Here is a 17467-nt window from a genome sequence, read left to right as displayed (position 1 = left end):
GCGGGCCGCGCGCCTGCCGCCGCCCCCTCCCCGGCCCTCCCCCGCTGCGCGGGAGAGGGTGGGAGCCGCCAGCTCGCTCCAGTCGAGCCGGGCCGAAGCGGCGAGCTCGCTCCAGTCGAGCCGGGCCGAGGCCGCCAGATCGCTCAGTCGAGCCGCGCGCCCACGAGCCGCCCCACCCCGTAGGTGACCGCGCCGGCGAGCGCCGCGAGCCCCACCGTGCGCGCCACCGAGCGGACCATGCTCGTGCCGGAGAGGAAGCCGACCAGGGCGCCGACGCTGGCGAGGACCAGGAAGGAGAGGCCGGCGCTGGCGAGCACCGCCGTGAGCCCCCGCGTGAAGAGGAAGGGGAGCACCGGCACGATGGCGCCGATGGCGAACATGGCGAAGCTCGAGACCGCCGCCTCCATGGGCGAGCCGAGGTCGTCGGGGTCGAGCCCCAGCTCCTCGCGCACCAGCGTGTCGAGCGCGTGGTCCGGGCTCTTGAAGATCTCGGCGGCGGTCCGGCTCGCCTGCTCGGTGGAGACCCCCTTCCCCTTGAGGATCAGGGCGAGCTCCGCCGCCTCCTCCTCCGGCGCCTCGGCGATCTCGCGCCGCTCGATCTCCACCTGCCGCATCAGGAGGTCGCGCTGGCTCGCCACCGAGGTGTACTCGCCGACCGCCATCGAGCAGGCGCCGGCGAGGAGCCCGGCGAACCCGGTGACGAGGAGCTGGCGCGGCTCCGCCCCGGCGCCCGCGACCCCGAGCACGAGGGACAGGTTCGACATGAGCCCGTCGTTCATGCCGAAGATGGCGGCCCGGATGGCGCCGGCGCGCCCGCCGCGGTGCCAGCGCTCGCGGGTGGCGATGAGGCCGCGCGGCTCGGACGGCTCGCCGCGGTTCATCCCGACGAGCACCTTCCGGTGCTCCTTCTCCTCCTCGGCGATGGCCAGCTCCGCCTCGCCGCCCTGCCGCTCGTACTTGTCGGCGTCGCCGCTCTCGTTCTCCACCACCATGGGCAGGACCGCCGCCGTGCCGAGCCGGCGCGCCAGCCAGATGAGGACGCGGATGCGGGAGGAGGGGAGCTCCGGCGGCAGCGGATGGCCGGCCCGCTCGAGCTTGCGCCGCCAGACCTCGCAGTGGCGCCGCTCTCCCTCGGCCAGCTCGCGGAAGCTCTTCGCCCGCTCGGGGTCGCGCTCCACCTTGGCGAGCCCCTCGTAGAGGGCGGCGCCGTCGCGCTCGTCGACGTAGTTCTGGAGCCACAGGTCGGTGCGGTCGGCCATGGATGCCCGAAGCTTAACGCGGAAAGGTGGTTCCGCACCCGGCCGATCGCTGCTACGGTCCCCGGCGCCTCTCGATGCTCCCCCTCCTCGCCATCGCCCACCTCCTGGCCGCCGCGCCCCACTCCGCGGGCGTGGAGATGAAGCGGCCCGAGCCGGTGCGCCGCGCCGCCCTCCGCTTCGCCGGCGCGGTGCGGCGGCGGGACGTCGCGGGGCTGCTCGACATGGCGAGCCCCGCCGGGATCACCTGCGGCGAGGAGCAGTACGCGCCCCGCGACCTGCCGGAGTACCTGGGCGAGCCCGGGAGCTGGCTCCACGCCTCGCTCTTCAGCACCCGGGAGATGGAGCAGCAGGCGAAGCGCCGGCCCGCGCCGTACTCCTTCGCCGAGTTCCTGAAGCGCGCCGGCAAGGGCGTCCGGATCGAGGTCCGCCAGCCGGACGAGCGGAACGACGGGTTCGCCTGCACCTACTTCCACGCGGCGGGCCTCGAGTACGTGCCGGAGGTCTGCTTCCAGAAGTCGGGCGGGCGCTGGCGCTGGTCGTTCGGCCCGGGCTGCTAGCGCCGCGGCCCGGCGGGTCCCGGCCGGGCGCGCCCACCTCCCCACACCCGCGGCTTTGGACTATAAGGATGGGCTCTTTTCGAGGAGCCCTCCGTTGCAGATCTTCCGCACCCGCGACCCCGACTTCCAGGAACGCTGGACCCGCCTCTGCGCCCGCGGCTCGGACGAGGACGAGGCCCCCGTCCGCGAGGCCGCCGCCCGCATCGTGGACGACGTCCGCAAGCGCGGCGACGCGGCCCTGCTCGAGTACACGGCCCGCTACGACGGCTTCGCGCCCTCGTCGGCCGCCGACCTCGCCCTCGGCCCCGCCGACTTCGCCCGCGCCTTCCACGGCCTCCCCGCCGCGGCCCGCAAGGCGCTGAAGCTCGCGGCCGACCGGGTGGCGGCCTTCCACCGCCGCGAGAGCGACGCCCTCGTGCCCTCCCGCCGCGACGCCATCGGCGCCACGCTCGGCCAGGAGTCGCGCCCGCTGGCGCGCGTCGGCCTCTACGTGCCGGGCGGCACCGCCCGCTACCCGTCCACCGTGCTCCACACCGCCGTGCCGGCCAAGGTCGCCGGCGTGGCCGAGGTCGTCGCCTGCTCGCCCGCCGCCAAGCCCGGCCCGGACGGCCAGGGCGGGCAGGTGGACGCCTGGACGCTCGCCGCCTGCCACGTCGCCGGCGTCTCGCGCCTCTTCCGGATGGGCGGCGCCCAGGCGGTCGCGGCGCTCGCCTACGGCACCGCCACCGTCCCCGCGGTGGACAAGATCTGCGGCCCGGGCAACGCCTACGTCGCGGCGGCGAAGCGGCTGGTCTACGGCAAGGTGGACATCGACATGATCGCCGGGCCGAGCGAGATCCTGGTGGTCGCCGACGGCGCGGCCGCGCCGCAGGAGGTCGCGGCCGACCTCCTCGCCCAGGCCGAGCACGACGTGCGCGCCGTGTCGGTGCTCGTCACCTCCTCCGAGCGGCTGGCCCGGCAGGCCCTGGCCGAGGTGGACCGGCAGCTCGCCGTGCTGCCGCGGCAGGAGATCGCGAGCCGCTCGATCCACGAACGCGGCGCGGTGGTGGTGGCGAGGAACGTCGCCGAGGCGGTCCGGCTCGCCGACGAGTTCGCCCCCGAGCACCTGGCGCTCCTCCTGCGCGACGCGCCGCGCTGGGTGAAGCGGCTCTCGCGCGCCGGCGCCGTCTTCTGCGGCACGAGCACCCCGGAGGCGGTGGGCGACTACCTCGCCGGACCCTCGCACGTGCTCCCCACCGCCGGCACCGCCCGCTTCGCGTCGCCGCTCTCGGTGGCCACCTTCCGCCGCCGCATGAGCGTGCTCGCCTTCACCCCGAAGGCCCTCGCCGAGGTGGCGCCCTCGCTCGACGCCCTCGCCATGGCCGAGGGGCTCGAGGGGCACGCCCGGGCGGTGCGGGTCCGCCTCGCCCTCGCGGCGGAGCGGGCCGGGGCGCCCCGGCCGCGGAAGACGCTCGCCCGCGAGGTGGCCGCCGCCGGCGCCGCGCCGCGCCGGGCGAGCCCCAAGGTCGCGGCGAAGGCGCCCGCGCGCCAGGCGACCTCCAGGGTCGCGGCGAAGGCCCCCGCGCGCAAGCCGGCCCGCAAGGCCGCCGGGAGCCGCCGATGAGCTGGCGCGACCACCTGCGCGAGGCCGTCTTCGGGCTCGAGCTCTACCGGCCCTTCGAGTACACCCCCGGCCTCGTCCGGCTCGACGCCAACGAGTGCTCCTTCCCGCTCGAGCGCGAGGACCGGGAGCTCATGGCGGCGGCGCTCGGCGACGTGCTGGTGCACCGCTACCCCGAGGTGAGCGGGCGGCCCCTGCGCGAGGCGCTGGCGTCCCGCTGGGGCGTCTCGCCCGACCAGATCATCCTCGGCAACGGCTCGGACGAGATCATCTCGATCCTCTACACCGCCTTCGGCGCCGGCCGGGACGGGCGGCCGGCGAAGGCGCTCTTCCCGACCCCCACCTTCGGCACCTTCGAGGCGGCGGCGCTGGCGCGCGGCATGGCCTGCGTGAAGGTCCCGCTCGACGGGCGGTTCCAGCTCGACGAGCCGGCCCTCGCCGAGGCGATGCGGCGCGAGGCGCCGGCCCTGGCGCTCTTCGCGACCCCGAACAACCCCACCGGCAACCGCTTCGATTCGGCCGTCCTGGGGCGGCTCGCCGAGGGCTTCGGCGGCGTGCTCGTGGCCGACGAGGCCTACGCCGACTTCTCCGGCCGGACCGAGCTCCCGCGGGTGCGCGAGGGCGCGAGCTTCTGCGTGATGAAGTCGCTCTCCAAGATCGGCTTCGCGGCGCTCCGGCTCGGCGCGCTCGTCGGCCCGCGCGACCTCATCGCGCAGCTCGACAAGGTGCGGCTGCCCTACAACGTGAACGCGGTCTCGATCGCGCTCGCGCGGGCGCTGCTCGCCAGCCCGGCGCGGCTCGACGCCCGCATCGCGCGGGTGAGGGCGGCGCGCGAGGACCTCGCCGCGAAGCTCGAAGCGGTCGGCGGGCTGGTGGTCTACCCGAGCGACGCCAACTTCGTCCTCGTCCGCACGCCGGTGGACGCCCGCGGGGTGTACGAGCGGATGCTCGCGAAGGGCGTGCTGGTGCGCAACCTGTCGCGGCCCGGGCCGCTCGAGAACTGCCTGCGGATCACCGCCGGCACCGAAGAGGAGAACGACCAGTGCCTCGAAGCGCTGCGCGCCGCGGTCCAGTGAAGCCCGCCGCCCGGAAGGGCGCGGTGAGCCGCCGCACCAAGGAGACCGCCGTCGAGGTGGCCCTCGCGCTCGCCCCCGGCGAGGCGTCGATCGCCACCGGCGTGCCGTTCTTCGACCACATGCTCGACCAGATCGCCCGCCACGGCGGCCTCACCCTGCGCGTCCGGGCCGAGGGCGACCTCGCCGTGGACGCCCACCACACCGTGGAGGACGTGGGCATCGCCCTCGGGGAGGCGCTCCGGGAGGCGACCGCCGACAAGACCGGGCTCGCCCGCTACGGCCACGCCGTCGTCCCGCTCGACGAGGCGCTGGTGGAGGCGGTGGTGGACCTCTCCGGCCGCCCGCACCTCACCTGGAACGCCGACCTGCCCGCCGGCAAGAAGTTCATCGGCAACTTCGACGTGGACCTCTCGCGCGACTTCTTCCAGGCGCTCGTGAACCACGCCCGGATCTGCGTGCACGTGAACGTCCGCTACGGCCGCAACCTGCACCACATCGTCGAGGCGATCTTCAAGGCGACGGCCCGGGCGCTCCGCGCCGCCACCGCGCCGCAGGCCGGCGGGCTCCCGTCCACCAAGGGGACGCTGTGAGCCCGATCGCCCTCGTCGACTACGGCGCCGGGAACCTGCGCTCGGTCGAGAACGCGCTGCGGGCGGTCGGGGCCGAGGTGGTGGTCACCCGCGACCCCGAGGTGGTGGGGAGCGCCGATCGCATCGTGGTGCCGGGCCAGGGCGCCATGCCGGCCTGCGCCGAGGCGATGCGGAACAGCGGCGTCGCCGGGGCGCTCCTCGCCTCGGTGGAGCGCGGGGCGAAGCTCCTCGGCATCTGCGTCGGGCTCCAGATCCTGTTCGAGCGCGGCGTCGAGGCCGGGGGCGCGAGCGGCCTCGGGCTCATCCCGGGCACCATCGACCGGCTCCCCGACACGGTGAAGCTGCCGCACATCGGCTGGAGCCCGGTGCGGGCCACGGCGGCCTGCCACCCGCTCTTCCGCCCGCTCGACGGGCAGTACGTCTACTTCGCCCACTCCTACGCGGCGCCCGCCGGGGCGGAGGGCACCGCGCTCCTCGCCACCCACGGCCGCGACTACTGCGCCGCCCTGGCGCGGGGCAACGTCTTCGCCGTCCAGTTCCACCCCGAGAAGAGCCAGAAGGTCGGGCTCGCGCTCCTCGAGCGCTTCGTGCGCCTGTAGGGATCCATGATCGTGCTCCCCGCCATCGACCTGATGGGCGGCCGCGTGGTGCGGCTCCAGAAGGGCGACTTCGACACCCAGACCGTCTACTCCGCCGATCCGGCCGAGGTGGCCGAAGGCTTCCGCAAGGCCGGCGCCCGGCGCATCCACGTGGTGGACCTCGACGGCGCCCGGGCCGGGCGGCCGGTCAACACCGCCGCCGTGAAGGCCATCGCCGCCGTGGAGGTCGAGGTGGAGGTGGGCGGCGGGCTGCGCAGCCTCGAGGCCATCGAGGCGGTGCTCGCCGCCGGGGCCCGGGCGGCCGTCGTCGGCACCGCGGCGGTGTCGCGGCTCGAGCTGGTGCAGCAGGCCTGCCGGGCCTTCCCGGGCCGCGTCTACGCCGCCATCGACGCCAAGGGGGGCGAGGTGGCGGTGCAGGGCTGGGAGTCGGGGAGCGGGCTCCAGGCGGTGGAGGTCGCGAAGCGGGTGCGCGACGCCGGGGTGTCGCTCGTCGAGTACACCGACGTCGCCCGCGACGGCATGTTCACCGGGGTGGACGCCGCCGGCGCGGCGGCGCTGCAGCGCGACGCCGGGGTGCCGGTGGTGGCGTCGGGCGGCGTGGCGAGCCTCGACGACGTGCGCGCCTGCGTGGAGGCCGGCCTCGCCGGCGTGATAATCGGGAAGGCGCTGTACGAGCGGCGGCTCGAGCTCGCCGACGCGCTGCGCCTCTCCGGGGAGACGACCTAGATGCCGGCCCGGCGGATCATCCCCTGCCTCGACGTGAAGGACGGGCGCGTGGTGAAGGGGATCCACTTCGAGAACCTGCGCGACGCCGGCGACCCGGTGGAGCAGGCCTCGCGCTACGACGCCCAGGGCGCCGACGAGATCTGCTACCTCGACATCGCCGCCACCCGCGAGGCTCGCGGCACGCTCATCGACCTCGTCGAGCGCACCGCGAAGTGCGTCTTCGCCCCGCTCACCGTGGGCGGCGGCGTGCGCAGCGAGGCCGACATGGTGGCGCTGCTCCGCGCCGGGGCCGACAAGGTGTCGGTCAACTCGGCGGCGGTGGCCGATCCCGGCCTCGTGGACCGGCTCTCGGCCGTGGCCGGGGCCCAGGCGCTGGTGGTGGCCATCGACGTGAAGCGCCGGCCGGGCCCCGCGCCCGAGTGGGAGGTCTACGTGGCCGGGGGCACGAAGCCGACCGGCCTCGAGGGCGTGGCCTGGGCGCGCGAGGTGGCGCGGCGCGGGGCCGGCGAGATCCTGCTCACCAGCATGGACCGCGACGGCACGCGCAAGGGCTACGACCTCGAGCTCCTGCGGGCGGTCACCGGCGCGGTGAGCATCCCGGTCATCGCCTCGGGCGGGGCCGGGTCGCTCGAGGACGTCGCGGCCGGGCTGGAGATCGCCGACGCCGCGCTCGCCGCCAGCATCTTCCACGACGGCGAGCGGACCGTGGGCGAGGTGAAGGCCTTCCTCGCCGCCCGCGGCATCGAGGTGCGGCCGTGCTGACGCTCGCCCCCGGCGTTCTCGACGGCCTCAAGTACGACGAGCGCGGCCTCGTCCCGGTGATCGCCCAGGAGGAGGACGGCACCGTCCTCATGCTCGCCTGGGCCAGCCGCGAGGCGCTCGACGCCACCGTCGCCACCGGTTATGCGCACTACTGGTCGCGCAGCCGCCGCGAGCTGTGGAAGAAGGGGGCCACGAGCGGCCACCTGCAGGAGGTCGTCGCGGTGAAGGTGGACTGCGACGCCGACGCCGTCCTCTACCTCGTGCGGCAGACCGGACCGGCCTGCCACACCGGCAGCCGCAGCTGCTTTTCCTGAACGGAGAGACCCCGACATGGCAGACGAACGATTCCTGGCGAAGCTCTGGGCCACCATCGAGTCGCGCAAGGCCGACGATGGCGCGGGGACGAGCTACACCCGGCAGCTGCTCGCCAACCCCGCCAAGATCCGGCGGAAGATCGCGGAGGAGGCCTACGAGGTCAACGAGGCCCACCAGGGGCTCGTCGACGGGAAGGACTCCAAGGACCACCTCGCCCACGAGGCCGCCGACCTGCTCTACCACCTGTTCGTGCTCCTCGCGTCGGCCGACGTGACGCCGTCCGAGGTCTACGCGATCCTGGAGCGGCGCCACGCCCCCGCCTCTCCGGGTGCGAGCGGCCCCTCTGCCGGGGGGAAGAACCCTTGACAGGGCGGGCCCTTGTCCGTTAAACGGGCGCGTCTGTCCACCCAACGAGAGCCGGGCGCTTCCCGCCCGGCTCCTTGCCTTTTGCAGCCCATCACCGCCGAGCGAGGAAACTGAATGACCGGAGTGCGAGTCAAGGATGGCGAGTCCTTCGAGAACGCCATGAAGCGTTTCAAGAAGCAGTGCGAGAAGGCCGGCATCCTCTCGGAGATCCGCAAGCGCGAGCACTACGAGAAGCCCAGCGTGAAGCGCAAGAAGAAGGCGCTCGCGGCGAAGAAGCGGGCGATGAAGAAGGCGCGCAAGTCCTACTAGCCGGAAGAGAGGGCGCCGTGGCGCTCAAGCAGCAGCTGGACGCGGATCTCAAGACGGCCATGCAGGCGAAGGACGAGCTCCGCAAGAGCGTCCTGCGCATGCTGAAGAGCGCCATCAAGTACCGCGAGATCGAGGTGGGCGGCGCCGGCGCGTCGCTCGACGACGCCGGCGTGCTGCAGGTGATCGCCTCCGAGATCAAGCGGCGCCGCGACTCGGTGGAGCAGTACCGGGCCGGCAACCGCGCCGACCTCGCCGACAAGGAGGACGCCGAGATCGTGATCCTCCAGGCCTACCTCCCCCAGCAGCTCACGCCGGAGGAGCTGGCCCAGAAGGTCGATGCCGCCATCGCCGCGACCGGCGCCAAGGGCCCGAAGGACATGGGCGCGGTCATGAAGGCGCTCCTCCCCGAGGTGCAGGGCCGGGCCGAGGGGAAGGCGGTGAGCGACCTCGTGAAGCAGAAGCTCGCCGGGAAGTAGCGGAGGTCACGCCCGAGCCCGGATGATCCCGGACGCCGTCATCGAGGAGATCCGCGCACGCGTGGACGCGGTGGCGGTGATCGGCCGCTCGGTCGAGCTGAAGAGGTCGGGAAGGACGTGGAAGGGGTGCTGTCCCTTCCACGGGGAGCGGACGCCGAGCTTCAACGTCTACCCGGAGGACAAGCACTTCAAGTGCTACGGGTGCGGGGAGGCGGGCGACGTCTTCAAGTTCCTGCAGAAGCTGCAGGGCAAGGAGTTCCCGGAGGTGGTGCGACAGCTCGCGGCGGAGGTGGGAGTCGAGATCCCCGACCGCGAGGAGGACGGGGCGGAGCAGCGGGAGCGGCGGCGGGAGCGCAAGGAGGCGCTGCTCGCCTGCGACGCGTCGGCGCGCTACTTCGCCGCCAGGCTCGCGAGCGAGCACGGCGCGGCGGCGCGGCGGTACCTCGAGGCGCGCGGCACGTCCGAGGAGATGGTCCGGGCCTTCCGGCTCGGCGTCGCCGCGGGCGGCTGGAACGATCTCACGCCGCGGATGGTTTCGAAGGGAGTGGGCGAGGGGGCGCTGAAGCTCGCCGGCCTGGTGGCCGAGCGGGACGGGGGGAGGACGTACGACCGGTTCCGGGGACGGCTCATGTTCCCCATCGCCGGCCTGGACGGAGAGGTGATCGGGTTCGGCGGCCGGGTGCTGCCGGGCCAGGACGGCGACCGGCTGGCGAAGTACATCAACTCGCCCGAGTCGCCGGTCTACAAGAAGAGCAGGGTCCTCTACGGGATCGACCTCGCGCGCGAGGCCATCCGCAAGACCCGGAGCGCCGTACTCGTGGAGGGCTACTTCGACGTGATCGGGCTGCACCAGGTGGGCGTCAAGAACGCCGTCGCCGTGTGCGGCACCGCGCTCACGCCCGAGCACCTCGAGCTGCTCGCCCGCTGCGACTGCCGCGAGGTGGTGGCGCTCTTCGACGGCGACGCCGCGGGCGCCGCCGCGCCGGCCAAGGCGGCCCAGGCCATCCTGCCCTCGGGCCTGTCGGGGAAGGTGGCCGTGCTCCCCGCCGAGCGCGGGAAGGTCGACCCCGACGAGTTCGCCCGCGCCAACGGCCGCCAGGGCGTGGAGGCGCTGCTGGCGCAGGCGACGCCCCTCACCGACTTCCTCATCGACCGCGCCGTGGCCGCCCACTGCGGCGGGGCCGGCGCCGACGCCGCGGTGGAGCAGAAGCTCGCCGCGGTCCGCGAGCTCCGCCCGTTCTTCGCCGCCATGCCGGCCGGCCTGGGGCGCTCGGTGTTCGAGGAGCGGGCCGCGAAGCGGCTCGCCATCGACCCCGGCCTCCTCGCCGCCGAGGTGGAGCGACCGGCCCAGTCCGGCCGCGGGCGGCCCGCCCCGGCCGCCGCCGCCGCCCCCGCGCCCCACGCGACGAGCGAGGCGCCGTCGCGCCCGGTCCTCCCTCCTCCGGAGCCGCCGCGCCGCCCCGGCGCCCGGGTGCTCACCACGCCGGCGGTGGACGCCCTCGGCCTCCTCGCCTCGTTCCCCGACCTCGCCGGCGTCGCCGACGAGGAGGCGCTCGCCGATCTGCTGCCGCCCGGGCCGGCCGAGGTGGTCCGGGCGCTCGTCCGCGGCGACCTGCGGGGCGAGCAGGCGCCGGCGCGGCTCGAGGGGCTGCTCTCGCCCTCCCAGCTCAACCGGGTGCGCCAGCTGCTCGGCCCGGCCCGCCCCGAGGCGGCGGCGGCCGAGCGCGAGCTCCGCCGGGCGGTGGTGAAGTCCAAGGTGGCGCAGCTCGAGCGACGCCTGCTCGAGGCCCAGGCCCAGGTGGCCCGCGCCGGCTCCCCCTCGCCGGCGGAGCTGGTCTCGGAAGGGCTCGAGCTCGCCGCCCGGCTCAAGGACATGAAGAAGCGCCTGTCCGCCCTGGAGCGAGGATGAAAGGCGCGTTCCGAAGCATTCTTGGGAAGTTGGGCGGGCTCACCCGCCGCGACCCCGTTACTACTGCCGTTCGCGAGAAGGCGGAGGACCCCAGCCACATGACGACGTCGAAGCCCCACGCCGCCAAGAAGAGCGCCACGAAGAAGGCGCCGGAGAAGCACGTCACGAAGGCCAAGGCCAAGCCCGAGAAGGTCGTCGCCCGGGGGCCCGCCATCCGCGCCCGCGGCGAGGGACAGCCGGGCAAGCACAAGGCCCACGACGGTCACAAGGCGGCCGACAAGGCGCACGCCCACAAGCCCGCCGCCCGGGCGCACGAGGCCAAGGGCCACGAGGCGAAGGCGCACGAGGCGAAGGCGCACGAGGCGAAGGGCCACGAGGCGAAGGCCAAGGCGCCCGCGAAGGCCAAGGCCGAGCCGAAGCACGTCGAGGCGAAGGCCGAGAAGCACGCCGCCGAGCCGAAGGCCCACGCCAAGGAGAAGGAGGCCGCCCGCCACCTCGACGGCGAGGAGAAGCGCCCCGCCGCGGCCCACGCCAAGTCGGCCGAGCCGAAGCTCCGCAAGGCCCCGGCGACCGCCGAGGTCGCCGACGAGGACGACGAGGACGAGTCGCTCGACGTCGTCGTGGACGACGACGAGGTGGAGGACGGCGGCGAGCTCTCCGAGCGGGCCGAGTTCAAGGCCCTCATGGACCGGGGCCGCGAGAAGGGCTTCATCACCTACGACGAGGTGAACGACGCGCTGCCCGACGTCGTCAGCTCCGAGCAGATCGACGACGTCATGTCGATGTTCGGCGAGCACGACATCGAGGTGGTGGACGACGCCAAGAAGATGAAGCTCCCGGACAAGCCGCCCGAGCCGGAGGCGAAGACCGAGGAGGAGGAGGAGGAGAAGAAGGAGGAGGAGGACCCCGGCTACGGGAAGTCCAACGACCCGGTGCGCATGTACCTGCGCAAGATGGGGTCGGTCTCCCTCCTGACCCGCGAGGGCGAGGTCGAGATCGCCAAGCGCATCGAGGAGGGCGAGAAGGAGGTCCTCGCCGCGGTGCTCGGCAGCTCCATCGCCATCCGCGAGATCCTCGACCTGGGCGAGCGGCTCCGGAAGGGCAAGATCCGCGTCCGCGAGATCATCAAGGACGCCGGCGACGAGAACGCCGCGGAGCAGGAGGAGGAGGCCGAGGTCGAGGAGGAGCTCGCGGAGGGCGAGCCCGCCGAGGGCGAGGCGCCGGCCGAGCCGGGGGCGGAGGCCGCCCCGCGCATCCCCCGCGAGGAGGAGCGGAAGGTCGAGCACGTCCTCAAGCACATCGACCGGATCAAGAAGCTCCGGGCCGACATCGAGAAGATCGAGGAGACCCTCCGCGGCCCGAAGAAGCTCTCCGACCCGAAGCGCAAGGAGCTGCGCGGCGACGTCAACGCCATCAAGGCGCAGATGTTCGAGCACCTCGAGGCGATCCAGCTCTCGAAGAAGCAGATCGACCGGATCGTCCTCAAGCTGAAGGCGCTCATCAAGCGCGTCGAGGAGAGCGAGCGCGAGCTGCTCGACAGCGAGCGGCGCAGCGGCATCCCGCTCAAGGAGCTCAAGAAGGCGCTGCGCGAGGCGCGCAACGACGACGCCGCCCGCCGCAAGCTCGCGAAGAAGCTCGGGCTCAAGCCGGAGGAGATGGAGGACATCGACCGGACCGTCCGCACCGCCCTGCGCAAGATCCTGCGCGTGGAGGAGGAGGCCCAGGTGCCCGGCTCGACCGCCACCGTGAAGGTGGAGGACCTGCGCCGCAGCTACATGGCCATCAGCGGCGGCGAGCAGAAGGCCGAGCGGGCCAAGACCGAGCTCGTGGAGGCCAACCTGCGCCTCGTGGTCTCGATCGCGAAGAAGTACACCAACCGCGGCCTGCAGTTCCTCGACCTGATCCAGGAGGGCAACATCGGCCTCATGAAGGCCGTGGACAAGTTCGAGTACAAGCGCGGCTACAAGTTCTCGACCTACGCCACCTGGTGGATCCGGCAGGCCATCACCCGCGCCATCGCCGACCAGGCCCGCACCATCCGCATCCCGGTGCACATGATCGAGACCATCAACAAGCTCATCCGCACCAGCCGCTACCTGGTGCAGGAGCTGGGCCGCGAGCCGACCCCGGAGGAGATCGCGGAGAAGATGGAGCTCCCGCTCGACAAGGTCCGCAAGGTCCTCAAGATCGCGAAGGAGCCGATCTCGCTCGAGACCCCCATCGGCGAGGAGGAGGACAGCCACCTCGGCGACTTCATCGAGGACAAGGCGATCGTCTCGCCCTCCGACGCGGTCATCAACATGAACCTGGCCGAGCAGACCAGGAAGGTGCTCGCCACCCTGACGCCGCGCGAGGAGAAGGTCCTCCGCATGCGCTTCGGCATCGGCGAGAAGTCCGACCACACCCTCGAGGAGGTCGGGCAGGACTTCGAGGTGACGCGCGAGCGCATCCGGCAGATCGAGGCCAAGGCGCTGCGCAAGCTGCGTCACCCGAGCCGCTCGAAGCGGCTCAAGAGCTTCGTGGAGAGCTAGCCGGCGGCCGGCCGTGTATGATGCGGGCTCTCCCGCCGAGGCGGGCCCATAGCTCAACGGCAGAGCCGTCGGCTCATAACCGATCCGATCCAGGTTCGAATCCTGGTGGGCCTACATTTCGTGGCGGGGATACCTAGGAGGAAGTCGCTTTGTCGTTGCGTGAGAAGCTGAAAGCGCTGGAAGAGCTGCAGCAGATCGATCTCGAGATGAACGCCGTCCGCGCCGAGGCGGAGGGCCTGCCGGCCCGCCGCGCCGAGCTGGAGGCCAAGGTGTCGGAGGCGCAGCGCGCCTACGAGGCCGAGAAGGGGCGCCTGGAGGACAACGAGCGGGAGCGCCGCCAGGTCGAGTCGCTGCTCGCCATGGAGCGCGACAAGGTGAAGAAGTGGGAGGGCCGGCTCGGCGAGATCAAGACGCCGCGCGAGTACGCCGCCCTCTCGCGCGAGATCGACATCGCCAAGAAGACCAACGAGACCCAGTCGGAGCAGCTGAAGACGCTCGCGGCGGCCGCGGGCACCCTCCGCGCCGCGGTGGACCAGCGCGCCGAGGAGCTCTCCGAGCGCGAGATGGCGACCCAGAGCGACCGGCAGGGGCTCGAGCAGGCGGAGGCCGAGATGACCCGCCGCCTGGGCGAGCTCGACGCCCGCCGCGCCGAGGCGGTGACCCGCGTGGACGCCTCGCTCCTCTCCCGCTACGAGAACATCCGGCGCCGCCGCGCCGGGATCGCGGTCTCGCCGGTGGTGGGCGCGACGTGCACCGGGTGCAACCGGAACATCCCGCCGCAGCTCTCCATCGTGCTGCAGCGGGCCGACTCGGTCGAGACCTGCCCGAGCTGCAACCGCATCATCTACTCGGCCGCCGCGGTCAACCCGCCGGCGCCCGACCCGGCCTAGCCGTGGCGAAGCAGGTCCTCGCCGAGCTGCTCCGGTTCATCGCGGCCAACGAGGAGCTCCCGCGCACCCTCGCCCGCTACAAGGGCTGGGACCGGGACACCCTCGGCAAGTTCCTCGCCGCCGCCGCCGACCGCATCGAGGAGGCCGAGGCCGCCCAGGCCCCGGCCTCCGGCGGGAAGTCCGGCGCGATGAAGGTCCGCAAGGCGAGCGAGGTCGAGAAGGCCGCGCGCGCCTCCGCCGAGGAGCTCGAGGCGGCGATGAACGAGTCGAAGGCGGAGCGCGAGCAGAAGAAGAAGGCCCGCGCCGCCGCCGCCGCCGAGGAGCGGGAGCGGGCCGCCACCGAGGCGGCCGCCCCGCCGCCGTGCACGCGCCTCTTCACCGACGGCGCGGCCCGCGGCAACCCCGGCCCTGCCGGCGCGGGCGCGGTCATCGTCAACCCGGCCGGCCACATCGTCGCCAAGGTGGGCAAGTTCCTCGGCGAGAGCACCAACAACGTCGCCGAGTACATGGGGCTCATCCTCGGGCTCAAGCGCGCCCGGGCCATGGGCATCAAGGAGCTCGAGGTCCTCGCCGACTCGGAGCTCCTCGTCCGCCAGCTCGACGGCACCTACGCCGTCAAGGCCGAGCACCTCGCCCCGCTCCACGCCGAGGCCAAGGCGCTCCTCGCCGCGTTCCCGCAGGTGAGCGTCCGCCACATCCCGCGCGAGCAGAACGCGGCGGCGGACGAGATGTCCAACCGCGCCATCGACGAGCGCCTCTAGGCGCGCGATCGCCGGCTGCGAACGGCGGACTCGTCGCTTTCGCTGCTCGGCGTACCAAGAAGTACGCCTGCGCTGCGCGCTCCTCGTGCGCCGTTCTCGCTCGGCGCTGGCGCGCCCTGTTGAGCCGCACTACCTCCCGTCCAGGCGCGACGGATCCGGGAAGGGCGTCCAGGCCGCCGCGAGCGTCGCCAGGGGGCCGGCGGTCCCCGGCGCCACGCAGACCGTGTGGCCCTCCACCTCGCCGCACCGGGCGCTGCCGGGCGGCAGGTGGCGGCGCATGCGCGGGTGGAGCACGTAGAGGGTGTCGGGGCGGAGCGCGCCGGCGAGCGCCTCGGCCAGGAGCGCGCGGCAGGCCGCCTCCGAGGCCCCGGCGTCGAGCCGCGCCGTCCAGCCGCTGTTGAAGGTGGCGCCGAGCCGGTAGGCGAGCTCGGAGAGCGGCACGTAGTCGTCCCAGGCGTAGTCGCCGTTGCAGGACGGCCCGCCGTTCTTGATCTCCGGCGGCAGCATCGCCACGTGGCGGACGCCGCGCGCCGCCTCCCACGCCGGCGACGCGAGCCGCCAGGCCCGCGCCGGGAAGAGGTCGCGGGCGGGGAGGGCCGAGAGGTCCGCCGCCTGGAGCGCCACCGCGCCCGCGAGCGCGGCGGTGGCGAGGCGGGGCCGATCCCGGAGCGCGGCGAGCAGCGCCGCGAGGGCGCCGGCGGTGAGGAGGAGCGACAGCGGCCAGACGAACCGGCCCGAGGCGCGGAAGGCGCCGGTGAGCGGCCCGAGCCGCGCGTAGATCGCGTCGAGGGAGAGGAGCGGCCGGCCGGCGAGCGTGATCGGGGTGGCGAGCGCGAAGGCGGCGCAGGCGAGGCTGACCCCGAGCAGCGGCGAGAGCGCCCGCAGCCGCCCGGGGGCGGGCCGGAGCCGGCGCTGGGCGGCGAGGAGCGCGAGCCCGGCCGCGCCCGCCGCGAGCGCGCCGAGGCCGGGGGCGCCCATCCCCTCGTACTGACCCGGCCCGGCGGGCAGGGCCGGGAGCAGGCGGGAGGCGCCGAAGCCGTTCAGGGGCCAGAGCAGGTCGGCCGAGAACTCGCCGAACCCGGCGGCGCCGGAGGGGGTGCCGCCGGCGTACCCGAGGAGCGCCAGGAGCGCCGCGGCGAGCGCGGCGACGGCCGCGCTCCAGGCGGCGGCGCGGGTCCAGGAGAGGGCGCCCTCGAGCGCGCTCCGGGCGAGCAGCGCCAGCGCGAGGCCGAGCGCCAGGGCGCAGAGCGTCGGGTGGATCGCGGCGGCGAGGAGCACGAGCCCGAGCGCGCCGAGGGCCCGCCGCGCCGGACCCGGCGCGGCGGCGGCCGGCGCGAGGGCGAGCGCGAGGAGCCCCACCAGGAGCCAGGTGGCGCAGAGGCTGGGGTGCCGGAAGAGCACCGCGCGGGCCGCGAGCGGCGGCGCGAGGGCGAAGAGGGCGCCGCCCAGGGCCCGGTGCAGCGGGCGATCCGAGAGGACGGCGGTGAGCCGGGCGCCGGCCCAGCCCTGCAGGGCGAAGCAGAGGGCGAGCCAGGCGCCGAAGTACTGGAAGGTGCCGGGCAGGAGCGGCGAGGCGAGCTTGAGCGGGATCGCCAGGAGCGGGATCGAGTCGGTGAAGCCGACGGTGGTGCCGACCGGGTAGAGCTCGCCGTCGATGCGCCCGAGCGGCAGCGCCCAGGCGGCGTTGCGGAAGTGGAGCCAGCCGAGGAGGTGCGAGGCCCAGTCGCCCGCGCCCATCCACGCCACGTTCCCGGGCCGGATCACCGCCCCGCCACCGAGGCAGAGGAAGAGGGCGAGTCCGGCGGCGGCCGCGGCGAGCTCCGGGGCGCGACGACCCCAGCGGGGAGGCATGTCTCCTTCTTCCGCGGCCCGCGCCGGGAAGTCAACCGCGGGCGCGGTCAGTCAACCGCGGGCGCGGTCACTGCAGGTAGGCCGAGTGGAGCGACGGCACGACGAAGGTGAGCACCAGGAAGGTGAGGATGAAGAGGGCGAAGCAGGCGATGGCGAGCCACGCCGCGGCTGCGCGCGCCATCCGGAAGAAGAGCCGCGCGTGGAGGTAGGCCGCGTAGACGAGCCAGCTCACGAGCGACCAGGTCTCGATGGGATCCCAGCCCCAGTACCGGCCCCAGGACTGGTTGGCCCAGATGGCCCCGGCGGCGATGGTGACGCTCCAGAACACGAACCCGAAGCCGACGAACCGGACCGTGTAGGCGTCGAGCGCGTCGGCCGGGGGGATGCGCGGGCTCGGCCGGCGCTCCTGGCGCAGCAGGCAGATCGCGGTGGCGAGGGAGAGGATGAAGGCCCCCGCCGACAGCTTCGCGAAGATGACGTGGAAGACGAGCCAGGCCGAGCGCAGCGTCGGCGGGAGGTCCCGCGCGGCGGGGTGGGCGAAGAGGCCGAGCCCGAGCAGCAGGATCGCGACCGGCATCACCACCACCGCGAGCGCGCTCCAGTCCGGCCGGCGCCACAGGAAGACGAGCAGCAGGGCGACGGCGGTGAAGGAGATCGAGGTGAGCACCTCGTACTTCATCATGTAGGGGCCGTGCCCCACCTCGAGCCAGCGCAGCGCGATCGCGACGCCGTGCGGCGCGAGCCCCAGCGCCGCGCACCACCGCGCCCAGCGCGCCCGCGCCGGGCGGGCGAAGAGCGCCGCGCTCGTGAAGAGGGCCGCGGCCGCGACGTCGCAGGCTACCGCGCCCCACTGCAGCACCACCTGCGTCCGGAACCCGTCCCACGCCATC

18 protein-coding genes and 1 tRNA gene are annotated in these 17467 nt (G+C 74.0%); 16 read left to right on the top strand and 3 right to left on the bottom strand.

From position 1 onward, the window contains the following. Positions 1-143: 143 nt before the first annotated feature. The gene (locus tag AMPC_RS10575; RefSeq protein ID WP_248340456.1) at positions 144-1259 is read right to left on the bottom strand and encodes a VIT1/CCC1 transporter family protein; all 1116 of its coding nucleotides are present in this window, start codon (positions 1257-1259) and stop codon (positions 144-146) included. Positions 1260-1333: 74 nt separating this feature from the next. On the opposite strand from AMPC_RS10575, the gene AMPC_RS10570 reads away from it, so the two are divergent. The 16 genes from AMPC_RS10570 (at position 1334) to AMPC_RS10495 (ending at position 14726) form a co-directional block, all read left to right on the top strand. Continuing rightward, the gene (locus AMPC_RS10570) at positions 1334-1816 is read left to right on the top strand and encodes a hypothetical protein (RefSeq protein ID WP_248340455.1); all 483 of its coding nucleotides are present in this window, start codon (positions 1334-1336) and stop codon (positions 1814-1816) included. Positions 1817-1910: 94 nt separating this feature from the next. Continuing rightward, positions 1911-3419, top strand: a complete 1509-nt coding sequence (gene hisD / locus AMPC_RS10565) for a histidinol dehydrogenase (protein ID WP_248340453.1) — start codon at positions 1911-1913, stop codon at positions 3417-3419. Beyond that, positions 3416-4492 (top strand): pyridoxal phosphate-dependent aminotransferase, encoded by a 1077-nt coding sequence (locus AMPC_RS10560; protein WP_248340451.1) that lies wholly within the window; start codon positions 3416-3418, stop codon positions 4490-4492. Before hisD ends, AMPC_RS10560 begins: the two co-directional genes overlap by 4 nt. Then, the gene (hisB, locus tag AMPC_RS10555) at positions 4459-5082 is read left to right on the top strand and encodes an imidazoleglycerol-phosphate dehydratase HisB (RefSeq protein ID WP_248340449.1); all 624 of its coding nucleotides are present in this window, start codon (positions 4459-4461) and stop codon (positions 5080-5082) included. Before AMPC_RS10560 ends, hisB begins: the two co-directional genes overlap by 34 nt. After that, positions 5079-5681, top strand: a complete 603-nt coding sequence (hisH, locus tag AMPC_RS10550) for an imidazole glycerol phosphate synthase subunit HisH (RefSeq protein ID WP_248340447.1) — start codon at positions 5079-5081, stop codon at positions 5679-5681. The genes hisB and hisH overlap by 4 nt, the downstream gene beginning before the upstream one ends. A gap of 6 nt (positions 5682-5687) precedes the next feature. Then, positions 5688-6407, top strand: coding sequence for a 1-(5-phosphoribosyl)-5-[(5-phosphoribosylamino)methylideneamino]imidazole-4-carboxamide isomerase (hisA, locus tag AMPC_RS10545; RefSeq protein WP_248346261.1), 720 nt, complete (start codon positions 5688-5690; stop codon positions 6405-6407). Further along, positions 6408-7169, top strand: a complete 762-nt coding sequence (hisF, locus tag AMPC_RS10540; RefSeq protein ID WP_248346260.1) for an imidazole glycerol phosphate synthase subunit HisF — start codon at positions 6408-6410, stop codon at positions 7167-7169. After that, entirely contained in the window at positions 7163-7483 is a 321-nt protein-coding gene (gene hisI / locus AMPC_RS10535) for a phosphoribosyl-AMP cyclohydrolase (RefSeq protein WP_248346257.1), read from the top strand. The genes hisF and hisI overlap by 7 nt, the downstream gene beginning before the upstream one ends. Before the next feature lie 16 nt (positions 7484-7499). Next, the gene (gene hisE / locus AMPC_RS10530; protein WP_248346256.1) at positions 7500-7850 is read left to right on the top strand and encodes a phosphoribosyl-ATP diphosphatase; all 351 of its coding nucleotides are present in this window, start codon (positions 7500-7502) and stop codon (positions 7848-7850) included. Positions 7851-7964: 114 nt separating this feature from the next. Beyond that, positions 7965-8159, top strand: a complete 195-nt coding sequence (gene rpsU, locus AMPC_RS10525) for a 30S ribosomal protein S21 (protein ID WP_248346255.1) — start codon at positions 7965-7967, stop codon at positions 8157-8159. Positions 8160-8176: 17 nt separating this feature from the next. Continuing rightward, the gene (locus tag AMPC_RS10520) at positions 8177-8635 is read left to right on the top strand and encodes a GatB/YqeY domain-containing protein (protein WP_248346254.1); all 459 of its coding nucleotides are present in this window, start codon (positions 8177-8179) and stop codon (positions 8633-8635) included. Between the two features lie 22 nt (positions 8636-8657). Then, positions 8658-10544, top strand: coding sequence for a DNA primase (gene dnaG / locus AMPC_RS10515; RefSeq protein WP_248346252.1), 1887 nt, complete (start codon positions 8658-8660; stop codon positions 10542-10544). Positions 10545-10642: 98 nt separating this feature from the next. After that, the gene (rpoD, locus tag AMPC_RS10510) at positions 10643-13075 is read left to right on the top strand and encodes an RNA polymerase sigma factor RpoD (protein WP_449658161.1); all 2433 of its coding nucleotides are present in this window, start codon (positions 10643-10645) and stop codon (positions 13073-13075) included. A 42-nt stretch (positions 13076-13117) separates the two neighbouring features. Then, a tRNA-Ile gene (locus AMPC_RS10505) sits at positions 13118-13189 on the top strand. 41 nt (positions 13190-13230) lie between these two features. Beyond that, on the top strand, positions 13231-13965 hold the full coding sequence (locus tag AMPC_RS10500) for a zinc ribbon domain-containing protein (protein ID WP_248346249.1): 735 nt from the start codon (positions 13231-13233) through the stop codon (positions 13963-13965). A gap of 2 nt (positions 13966-13967) precedes the next feature. After that, a complete protein-coding gene (locus AMPC_RS10495) occupies positions 13968-14726 on the top strand; it encodes a ribonuclease HI family protein (RefSeq protein ID WP_248346247.1) in 759 nt (252 codons plus the stop codon). A 129-nt stretch (positions 14727-14855) separates the two neighbouring features. Here the strand turns inward: AMPC_RS10495 and AMPC_RS10490 are convergent, their stop codons facing one another. Further along, positions 14856-16577 (bottom strand): DUF6311 domain-containing protein, encoded by a 1722-nt coding sequence (locus AMPC_RS10490; protein WP_248346245.1) that lies wholly within the window; start codon positions 16575-16577, stop codon positions 14856-14858. Positions 16578-16644: 67 nt separating this feature from the next. After that, complete coding sequence (locus AMPC_RS10485; protein ID WP_248346300.1) at positions 16645-17466, bottom strand: cytochrome c biogenesis protein; 822 nt, start codon at positions 17464-17466, stop codon at positions 16645-16647. Position 17467 lies beyond the last annotated feature (1 nt).

The sequence above is a fragment of the Anaeromyxobacter paludicola genome (assembly GCF_023169965.1).
Lineage (GTDB): Bacteria > Myxococcota > Myxococcia > Myxococcales > Anaeromyxobacteraceae > Anaeromyxobacter_B > Anaeromyxobacter_B paludicola.
The sequence above is the reverse complement of the archived record's forward strand: the minus strand, read 5'-3'. Positions and strand labels throughout refer to the sequence as shown.

Bases quoted from the DNA above. Each gene is read 5' to 3' on its own strand.
- AMPC_RS10575 (WP_248340456.1), bottom strand. From the start codon at position 1,259: ATGGCCGACCGCACCGACCTGTGGCTCCAGAACTACGTCGACGAGCGC.
- AMPC_RS10570 (WP_248340455.1), top strand. From the start codon at position 1,334: ATGCTCCCCCTCCTCGCCATCGCCCACCTCCTGGCCGCCGCGCCCCAC.
- AMPC_RS10560 (WP_248340451.1), top strand. From the start codon at position 3,416: ATGAGCTGGCGCGACCACCTGCGCGAGGCCGTCTTCGGGCTCGAGCTC.
- hisA (WP_248346261.1), top strand. From the start codon at position 5,688: ATGATCGTGCTCCCCGCCATCGACCTGATGGGCGGCCGCGTGGTGCGG.
- hisF (WP_248346260.1), top strand. From the start codon at position 6,408: ATGCCGGCCCGGCGGATCATCCCCTGCCTCGACGTGAAGGACGGGCGC.
- hisE (WP_248346256.1), top strand. From the start codon at position 7,500: ATGGCAGACGAACGATTCCTGGCGAAGCTCTGGGCCACCATCGAGTCG.
- rpsU (WP_248346255.1), top strand. From the start codon at position 7,965: ATGACCGGAGTGCGAGTCAAGGATGGCGAGTCCTTCGAGAACGCCATG.
- dnaG (WP_248346252.1), top strand. From the start codon at position 8,658: ATGATCCCGGACGCCGTCATCGAGGAGATCCGCGCACGCGTGGACGCG.
- rpoD (WP_449658161.1), top strand. From the start codon at position 10,643: ATGACGACGTCGAAGCCCCACGCCGCCAAGAAGAGCGCCACGAAGAAG.
- AMPC_RS10490 (WP_248346245.1), bottom strand. From the start codon at position 16,577: ATGCCTCCCCGCTGGGGTCGTCGCGCCCCGGAGCTCGCCGCGGCCGCC.
- AMPC_RS10485 (WP_248346300.1), bottom strand. From the start codon at position 17,466: ATGGCGTGGGACGGGTTCCGGACGCAGGTGGTGCTGCAGTGGGGCGCG.